The sequence below is a fragment of the Ligilactobacillus equi DSM 15833 = JCM 10991 genome (assembly GCF_001435735.1).
In the GTDB taxonomy this organism is placed as follows: Bacteria; Bacillota; Bacilli; order Lactobacillales; family Lactobacillaceae; genus Ligilactobacillus; species Ligilactobacillus equi.
Window position 1 is genome coordinate 1 of the sequence record NZ_AZFH01000110.1, and the last position, 8910, is coordinate 8910.

Consider the following 8910-nt stretch of genomic DNA (forward strand, 5'->3'; position numbering starts at 1 on the left):
AAGGCAACGGTTTTTGGTACCGTCATGCGCTGGTTCGAATCCAGCTACCCCAGTTAATTTGTATGGCGGTATAGCCAAGTGGTAAGGCAGAGGTCTGCAAAACCTTTATCACCGGTTCAAATCCGGTTACCGCCTTATAGATATGAAAAGCACCCATATGGGTGCTTTTTTTGTACAAAAATTTTCAAATTTTTCTCGCCCGTCACGCCTTGTAATTAATAGGTGAAAGTAGACTCTTAGTTCAGTTAACTACAGTTCAATAAGCATAAAATTTTATATATTTGACGATTATTTGTTATTTTCTCAAGGTGTTAGACAATTTTTTAGTAATAACAAATAATCTTTATATGGGGTAAAAAATCTGAAAATGTGACTTTAAGTGCCAAAAGTGCATTACGGAAAATTAGTGCAGATGCTATGAAAAAAATTTATAAAAAGTCGAGCTACATTTATGAAACAATGTAGTAAAATCTCCATTATTGCTTTGTATTTTCTTTAAAATGGTGGTATTATTGCTATTGTATTCAAGATTTAACTTGGGTATGTTTGTCTTATTGGTTGATATTTAGCCATTTTAAATAATTACGAAAAGAGGTGAGACCCCGGTGAGTGAAGAAAGTAGAATCGTCACACTTTTGGGCATTCCTTTTAACCTTACTAACGTAATTTCTGGTGCGGTTGTCGCATTAGTTGTTTTCCTGTTGTTATTTTGGTTTTCCCGCAACTTACAAATGAAACCAACTGGTAAACAGAATATGCTAGAATGGTTGATTGATTTTACCAATGGTATTGTGAAAAGTATCATGCCGAATGCTGAAGGACGAAGTTACAATTTATTAGCTTTTACGCTCTTTGTCTTTATCTTTGTTGCTAACCAAGCTGGGTTAATGTTCCAAGTGAAAGTTGGTGATGTGGTTTACTTTAAGAGTGCGACAGCTGTCCCAATGACTGCTTTAACGTTAGCGTTTATGGTGAACTTGTTAGCTCATTACATGGGGGTTAAGAAGTTTGGCTTTATGGGTTATCTGAAGAATACCTTTACAAGTCCATTCCCTGCATTACTTCCAATTAACTTATTGGAACAGTTTACAAACATCATTACCTTAGGGTTACGGTTATACGGTAACATTTTTGCTGGTGAAGTATTGCTGACACTAGTTGGAAAGTTAGCTTTATCACATGGAATTTTAGTCTTTATTCCATCTGCAATTCTTGAGCTTCTCTGGCAAGGTTTCTCAGTATTTATCGGTAGTATTCAAGCCTTTGTTTTCACTATTTTAACAATGGTTTATATTTCACAAAAAGTCGAAAAAGAAGATTAATTTGAGGAGGATTCTTAAATGGGTTCATTAACATTAATTGGTGCAGGTTTAGCTGCAATGGGTGCCGCTATTGGTGGTGGTATCGGTAACGGTATTTTAATTTCTAAATTACTTGAAAGTATGGCACGTCAACCAGAACTATCAGGTCAATTACGGACAAACATGTTTATCGGGGTTGGTTTGGTTGAAGCCATGCCTATCATTTCGGTCGTTATTGCCTTTATGTTATACGCAGCATAATCGTAACAATACAAATGAATTATTGTGTTAAAGGAGGTGTCGCTAAATGAACGTAGCATTTTTATTAGGTGCAGCGGAAGCCGAATCAGGCATTGCCTGGGGTGATTTTATCTTTTACCTCGTAATGTTCCTAATTTTATTGGCTTTAATCAAAAAGTTTGCCTGGGGTCCAGTTACAGATATGATGGATAAGCGGGCTACAAAGATTGCTGACGATTTAGACGCTGCCGAAGATGCCCGGCAAAAAGCGACCGAATTAGCTGCTCAACGTGAAGCTGCTTTAAAGGATTCACGAACAGAAGCATCACAAATTATCGACCGCGCTAAAGAAAATGGTAAGCAACAAAGTGCTAAAATTGTCGAAGCTGCACATGTAGAAGTGAAGACTTTAAAAGACAATGCACAAAAAGATATTCAACAAGAGCGTCAAGAAGCCTTAGATGGGGTGAAAAATGACGTGGCTGAGTTATCTGTTGCGATTGCTTCTAAGATTATCCAAAAAGAACTAAGTGCTGCTGATCATAAACAATTAGTAGATGCTTACATTGAAGGGTTGGGGAAGCAAGATGGCAACAAATAATTTAACGGTTGTGCGTCGTTACAGCCGAGCGGTCTTTGAACTTGCTAAGCAAAGAGACATCTTAGTCCAAGTTAATGACGACTTAACTCAACTTGCAGATGGTATTTCGAGTCAAGCCGATTTTGTAACTTTTATGGAGAGCCCTGCTATTAAGTTAAGTGTCAAACAAGATTTAGTGAACCAGTTGATTGCCGGAGCAAATGAGCTCAGTCAAAATCTGATCAAAATGTTGTTTGATGCGGGCCGAATCACACAATTAGGTGAAGTTGTGGCAGAATTTAAGAAGCTATATGACCAAGACCAAAAAATTGTGCGGGCAATTGTTACAACGGCAATTGAACTCGATGCCACTCAAAAACAACGTCTAGCAGATAAATTTGCTCAAGTTGTCGGGGCCAAAGAAGTAATTTTGACTCCAGTCATTGATGAAAGTATCGTGGGTGGTGTGATTTTACAATCAAGCGACTACATCTACGATGGCTCTATCAAAACAAGAATTGAACGCGTTAAACGCTTATTACTAAAATAAAGAGGTGAGACTTTTATGAGCATTAAGGCTGAAGAAATCAGTGCCTTAATTAAACAACAATTGGCCGACTACACAAGCGACCTTGATGTTGCTGAGGTAGGGACTGTAACTTATGTTGGGGATGGGATTGCCCGCGCCAACGGTTTAGACAATGCCTTAGCCGGTGAATTAGTAGAGTTCTCTAACGGGACTTACGGGATGGCCCAAAACCTTGAAACCGGTGATGTCGGGATTGTTATTTTAGGTGCTTATAAAGGCATTCGTGAAGGTGATACGGTTAAGCGGACTGGCCGTATTATGGAAGTTCCTGTTGGGGAAGAAATGATTGGTCGGGTTGTTAATCCTTTAGGTCAACCAATTGACGGTTTAGGTGAAATTAAGACAACGAAAACACGACCAATTGAACGTAAAGCTCCTGGTGTTATGGAACGTAAGTCTGTTGAAGAACCACTCCAAACAGGGATTAAAGCCATCGATGCTTTAGTGCCAATTGGACGTGGGCAACGGGAATTGATTATTGGTGACCGGAAGACTGGTAAAACATCTTTGGCCATTGATACTATTTTGAACCAAAAAGGCCAAAACATGATTTGTATCTATGTTGCGATTGGTCAAAAAGAATCAACTGTCCGGACGCAAGTAGAAACTTTACGCCGTTTAGGTGCTTTGGACTACACGATTGTCGTTTCTGCTGGTCCTTCATCACCAGCCCCAATGCTTTACCTAGCTCCATATGCTGGGGCAGCAATGGGTGAAGAATTCATGTTTAATGGCAAGCATGTATTAATCATTTATGATGATTTATCCAAGCAAGCAGATGCTTACCGTGAATTATCTTTGATTTTACGTCGTCCACCTGGTCGTGAAGCTTACCCTGGGGATGTTTTCTACTTGCACTCACGTTTATTGGAACGGGCTGCTAAGTTAAGTGATGAATTAGGTGGCGGTTCAATGACGGCCTTACCATTTATCGAAACTAAGGCCGGGGACGTCTCCGCCTACATTCCAACTAACGTAATTTCTATTACTGACGGTCAAATCTTCTTGAATTCTGACAACTTCTATGCCGGAGTTCGTCCAGCTATTGATGCCGGGACATCTGTTTCTCGGGTTGGGGGTTCTGCCCAAATCAAGGCTATGAAGAAGGTTGCCGGGACTTTACGTCTGGACCTTGCTTCCTTCCGTGAATTAGAATCCTTTGCGCAATTTGGTTCTGATTTAGATGAAGCAACCCAAGCCAAGTTGAACCGTGGTCGTCGGACGGTGGAAGTCTTGAAGCAACCATTGCACAAGCCATTAGCTGTTGAAAAACAAGTTGTAATTTTATATGCCTTGACTCACGGCTTCTTGGATGCTGTTGCTTTAGAGGATATCTTACCATTCCAAGATCAATTATTTGATTTCTTTGAAAGTAATCACGCGGACTTATTTGCTACTATCCGTGAAAGTGGTCAATTACCTGACACTGATAAGATGGATGCTGCAATTAAGGACTTTGCACAATCATTCCAAGGTTCAGCTAACTAAGAAGGGACGGTGAAGATGTATGCCAGCGTCCTTAAAGGAAGTTAAGCGTCGGATTGATTCAACGAAGCGGACCCAACAAATTACGCGGGCCATGCAAATGGTATCAACGGCCAAGTTAAGCCAAATCCAAAAGCACACGGCTTCATATCAAACTTATGCTTCAAAAATTCGGAGTGTGATTACGCACTTAGCTAAGTCTCACCTTTTAAATGGTGTGGCTGCAGGTGGTACTGTCACAGATGGTCAAGTAAGCACACTAGGAATGCTAAAACAACGTCCCGTTGAAAAGATTGGGATTGTTGTGATTACGTCAGACCGGGGATTAGTTGGTAGCTATAATTCTAATGTTATCAAGCAAACTTTGGACTTGATTAATAAGGTACCAAAGGGTAAAGATGGTGTTGTGATTTTAGCTATCGGTGGTACCGGAGCTGACTTCTTTAAAAAACGTGGCTTCGAAGTTGGTTACGAATATCGTGGGGTAGGTGACATTCCTACCTTCAGAGAAGTACGTCCAATTGTTAACTCGATTGTTACGATGTACAACAGTGGCATGTATGATGAACTTTATGTCTGCTATAACCACTTCGTTAACACTTTAACATCAGCGTTTCGAGCGGAAAAAATGCTCCCAATTTCTGCGGAAAATATGGGGGACGATGATTTCAACGAACCTGATGCACAAGGAATTTCTGCTGATTATGAAACGGAACCTTCTCAAGACGCAATTTTGGAAGTTATTCTTCCTCAATACGCCGAAAGTTTGGTTTATGGAGCAATTTTAGATGCTAAAACAGCTGAACATGCTTCAAGTTCAACATCAATGAAGTCAGCTACAGATAACGCTGACGAATTGATTTCTACACTTGAGCTCCAGTATAACCGTGCACGTCAAAGTGCAATTACCACGGAAATTACCGAAATTACGGGTGCTCAAGCAGCCTTAAATTAATAAACAGGAGGAATTTAACTAATGAGTCTTGGTAAAGTAGTTCAAGTTATCGGACCTGTTGTTGACGTTCAATTCCCTGTCGATGAATCATTACCAGAAATTAATAATGCTTTACGTGTAAAGCGTGCTGATGGAACATCATTGGTGATTGAAGTTACTTTGGAATTGGGAGATGGTGTTATGCGGACCATCGCCATGGATTCCACTGATGGACTTCAACGTGGTGCCGAAGTAGAAGATACTGGTGCCCCAATTTCTGTTCCTGTTGGTGAAGATACATTGGGTCGGGTATTTAACGTCTTAGGTGAAGTTATTGATAATGGGGAAGAATTCTCCGCTGATCACAAGCGTAACCCTATCCATAGAGATGCACCAGATTATGATGAATTGAACACAAGTACAGAAATCCTTGAAACAGGGATTAAAGTTATTGACTTACTTGCCCCATACATTAAAGGTGGTAAGATTGGGTTATTCGGGGGTGCCGGTGTTGGTAAGACCGTCTTAATCCAAGAATTAATTCACAACATTGCACAAGAACACAATGGTATTTCTGTGTTTACTGGTGTTGGTGAACGGACACGTGAAGGGAATGACCTTTACTACGAAATGAAAGAATCTGGTGTTTTGGAAAAAACAGCCATGGTCTTTGGTCAAATGAACGAGCCACCTGGAGCTCGGATGCGGGTTGCTTTGACTGGTTTGACAATTGCGGAATACTTCCGTGATGTTGATGGTCAAGATGTGCTCTTGTTTATTGATAACATTTTCCGGTTCACTCAAGCTGGTTCTGAAGTTTCTGCCCTCTTGGGGCGGATTCCTTCTGCCGTTGGTTACCAACCAACTTTGGCCACTGAAATGGGTCAATTACAAGAACGGATTACTTCAACTAAGAAGGGGTCAGTTACATCTATTCAAGCTGTTTACGTGCCTGCCGATGACTACACTGACCCTGCGCCAGCAACAACATTCGCTCACTTGGATGCCACAACTAACTTGGAACGTTCTTTGACCCAACAAGGTATTTACCCAGCCGTTGACCCATTGGCATCTTCTTCATCAGCGCTTTCTCCAGAAATTGTAGGTGAAGAACACTACCAAGTGGCGACTGAAGTTCAACACGTTTTACAACGTTACCGTGAATTACAAGATATTATTTCAATCTTAGGGATGGACGAATTGTCTGACGAAGAAAAAGTGGTTGTTGCCCGTGCGCGTCGGATTCAGTTCTTCTTGTCACAAAGCTTTAACGTGGCGGAACAATTTACAGGTCTTCCAGGTTCATATGTTCCGGTTAGTGAAACCGTACGTGGCTTCAAAGAAATTCTTGATGGTAAATACGATGATCTTCCTGAAGAAGCCTTCCGTTTGGTTGGTCCAATCGAAGATGTTGTTGAAAAAGCCAAAAAATTAGCCAACAACTAAGGAGGTTTTTCCCATGGATGAAAAGCCTGTATTAACGGTTGATGTGGTTACACCAGATGGTTCGGTTTATCAAAACCAAACCACTATGGTCGTTTGCAAAACAACCCTTGGTGAAATCGGGATTATGCCTAATCACGTGCCAACACTCGCTGCTTTAGCGATTGACGAGGTACGGGTAAAGGTCGGAGAAGATGCTTATGATGAAATTGCTGTGAGTGGTGGTTTCATGGAATTTTCTCACAACACTTTATCAATTGTGGCTTCTGCAGCAGAACGTCGGGAAAATATCGACGCTAACCGGGCGCAACGTGCCAAAGAGCGTGCAGAACGCCGGATTGCCGAGGCTAAAGAAGGTCACAATATTGACGAATTACACCGGGCTGAAGTTTCTCTTAAGAGAGCCATCAACCGGATTAAAATCGCCGGTAAATAAGAAAAAGTCGCAAGTTTTTGACTTGCGACTTTTTGGTGCTATTCATTTTCTACGGTAGCTGTACCTGTTGTTTTAAGCTCTGAAGAGGCAATGTTGTGTTCTGGGATGAGTTCAAGAAAGTTTGGTTGACTGTCAAGTTCAAAGTCTAGGATTTCACTATGATCACTTTGGACACTTAAAGTGACCACATGCTTTTTAAGGTTAACTTCAGAAATTTCCGTTTCGGTTATGTAGCCTTCGATGGTTTGGATACTTTCGCTTAAAAAACCGGCTTCTAGTAAAAACTCAGCTTCTTTATTTTCTTCCAAACGTGTTTTAACATTTGCACCACTTAACTGATAGATTTTGCGATTTTTGTTAGCTTTATATAAGCGTAAATCTCCCCAACCGGCTTGGGCGAAGAAAGTTGGAATATCAGCAAAGTTAAACAAAGGAAATTTTCGAGCGAGCGCCTTACCTGCCCAATATAAAATTTGGTTATCATTTCCGAGAATTTCTGGCAGAAGTGCGTCACGCAGTAGTAGATTTGGTAGTTGGCCGTTTTTAATGGCAATTTGGTAGAAGTTTTCCTTCATTACAGTTTTTATCCTCCGTAATTAGTCTCACTATTCATTATACCCTGATAATTTCAAAAAGGAAAAACTTTTTAGGAGAGATTTTTCTCAGTGTTGGGTAGTTTCTTTTTAAGAAAAAATTGCTATAATAGGGGCAAAAGCAAAAGAGGATGGGTGACAGAATGAAAGAAATCGTAATTGCCACAAAAAATCAAGGCAAAGCTCGTGAATACGCGGCTATGTTTGCTCCTTTAGGGATTAAGGTTAAGACTTTGGCCGATGTAAAAGATGCGCCAGAAATTGTGGAAGATGGGCAGACCTTTACGGAAAATGCCTTAAAGAAGGCCCAAACTTTATCAGATTTTCTGCAAATGCCAGTTTTAGCAGATGACTCAGGCTTAGTGGTCGATGCCTTAAATGGTGAACCAGGAATTTACTCAGCGCGTTATGCTGGTGACCACGATGATGATAAGAATAATGAAAAACTCTTAGCTAACTTAGCAGAAGTGGCCGATGATAAAAGAACAGCTCATTTCCATTGTTCTGTGGTTGTGACGAGTCCTATCAAAGACCCTTTGGTCGTAGAAGGGGATGCTTATGGGAAAATCTTACATGCCAAACGTGGGAAAGCCGGTTTTGGTTATGACCCTTTATTCTTCTATCCTGAATTAGGTAAGACTTTCGCAGAGTTAAGTCAGGATGAAAAAAATGAAGTTAGCCATCGGGGCATAGCTTTGCGGAAATTAATGACACAGCTAGCAGATTGGTGGGATTAAGATGCGTTATTTAGTTGTCAGTGATTGTCACTATGATCGTGATATTTTAGTGAAATTGCGCGATTATTATCGAGGAAAAGTTGATGCCATGTTTTATTGTGGAGATTCAGAGTTAGCGAGCGATGATGAATTATGGCAAGATTTCGCTGTGGTTACAGGTAACTGTGACTATGATCCGGGGTATGACAAAGTTGTAGAATATCGTCACGGAGACGATCGGATTTTAATGACCCATGGTCATCTTTATCAGGTAAACTTTGGGTTAAATCATTTGGAAGAGTTAGCCCATGAAAAAGGAGCCAACCTGGTCTTTTTTGGGCATACTCATCAATTAGGTGTGCAAAAGCTTAATGGGGTGATTTACCTCAATCCAGGGAGCATTTCTTATCCACGAGGAGCTTATGCTAGCTTACAGGGTACCTATGCAATTGTGGATACCAGTGACCAAGCGATTGATGTGACTTACCACACGCGCGATTTTGCACCAGTGGCTAAGTTGCAGGCACATTTTTTAAAGGCAGATTGCAATAAATAAATTGAACACTTCATCGAAGCATTTTTCGCATAAAGAC

Annotated in this window: 11 protein-coding genes and 1 tRNA gene; 11 read left to right on the forward strand and 1 reads right to left on the reverse strand. The window is 40.7% G+C overall.

The window, feature by feature from the left end; genetic code table 11:
- Positions 1-64 precede the first annotated feature (64 nt).
- The 9 genes from FC36_RS07140 to FC36_RS07180 all read left to right on the forward strand — a co-directional run bounded on the left by FC36_RS07140 (position 65) and on the right by FC36_RS07180 (position 7008).
- Positions 65-135, forward strand: a tRNA-Cys gene (locus FC36_RS07140).
- A gap of 470 nt (positions 136-605) precedes the next feature.
- Positions 606-1322 carry a F0F1 ATP synthase subunit A gene (gene atpB / locus FC36_RS07145; RefSeq protein WP_025021449.1) on the forward strand — a complete coding sequence of 239 codons (717 nt, stop codon included), beginning with the start codon at positions 606-608 and terminating at the stop codon, positions 1320-1322.
- 18 nt (positions 1323-1340) lie between these two features.
- Positions 1341-1562 carry a F0F1 ATP synthase subunit C gene (gene atpE, locus FC36_RS07150; protein WP_023858717.1) on the forward strand — a complete coding sequence of 74 codons (222 nt, stop codon included), beginning with the start codon at positions 1341-1343 and terminating at the stop codon, positions 1560-1562.
- A 46-nt stretch (positions 1563-1608) separates the two neighbouring features.
- Positions 1609-2142, forward strand: coding sequence for a F0F1 ATP synthase subunit B (gene atpF, locus FC36_RS07155; RefSeq protein WP_025021450.1), 534 nt, complete (start codon positions 1609-1611; stop codon positions 2140-2142).
- On the forward strand, positions 2129-2671 hold the full coding sequence (gene atpH, locus FC36_RS07160; RefSeq protein ID WP_023858719.1) for an ATP synthase F1 subunit delta: 543 nt from the start codon (positions 2129-2131) through the stop codon (positions 2669-2671). Before atpF ends, atpH begins: the two co-directional genes overlap by 14 nt.
- Before the next feature lie 15 nt (positions 2672-2686).
- Positions 2687-4198 carry a F0F1 ATP synthase subunit alpha gene (gene atpA / locus FC36_RS07165; RefSeq protein WP_023858720.1) on the forward strand — a complete coding sequence of 504 codons (1512 nt, stop codon included), beginning with the start codon at positions 2687-2689 and terminating at the stop codon, positions 4196-4198.
- A gap of 19 nt (positions 4199-4217) precedes the next feature.
- Positions 4218-5150, forward strand: a complete 933-nt coding sequence (locus FC36_RS07170) for a F0F1 ATP synthase subunit gamma (protein WP_025021451.1) — start codon at positions 4218-4220, stop codon at positions 5148-5150.
- 21 nt (positions 5151-5171) lie between these two features.
- Positions 5172-6575 (forward strand): F0F1 ATP synthase subunit beta, encoded by a 1404-nt coding sequence (atpD, locus tag FC36_RS07175; protein WP_023858722.1) that lies wholly within the window; start codon positions 5172-5174, stop codon positions 6573-6575.
- Positions 6576-6588: 13 nt separating this feature from the next.
- Positions 6589-7008: a F0F1 ATP synthase subunit epsilon gene (locus FC36_RS07180; RefSeq protein WP_023858723.1), complete on the forward strand. Its 420-nt coding sequence runs from the start codon at positions 6589-6591 to the stop codon at positions 7006-7008.
- A gap of 38 nt (positions 7009-7046) precedes the next feature.
- Here the strand turns inward: FC36_RS07180 and FC36_RS07185 are convergent, their stop codons facing one another.
- Positions 7047-7583 (reverse strand): YslB family protein, encoded by a 537-nt coding sequence (locus FC36_RS07185; RefSeq protein WP_025021452.1) that lies wholly within the window; start codon positions 7581-7583, stop codon positions 7047-7049.
- A 161-nt stretch (positions 7584-7744) separates the two neighbouring features.
- On the opposite strand from FC36_RS07185, the gene FC36_RS07190 reads away from it, so the two are divergent.
- Positions 7745-8338 (forward strand): XTP/dITP diphosphatase, encoded by a 594-nt coding sequence (locus tag FC36_RS07190; protein ID WP_025021453.1) that lies wholly within the window; start codon positions 7745-7747, stop codon positions 8336-8338.
- A 1-nt stretch (position 8339) separates the two neighbouring features.
- A complete protein-coding gene (locus tag FC36_RS07195) occupies positions 8340-8873 on the forward strand; it encodes a metallophosphoesterase (protein WP_056986806.1) in 534 nt (177 codons plus the stop codon).
- Positions 8874-8910 lie beyond the last annotated feature (37 nt).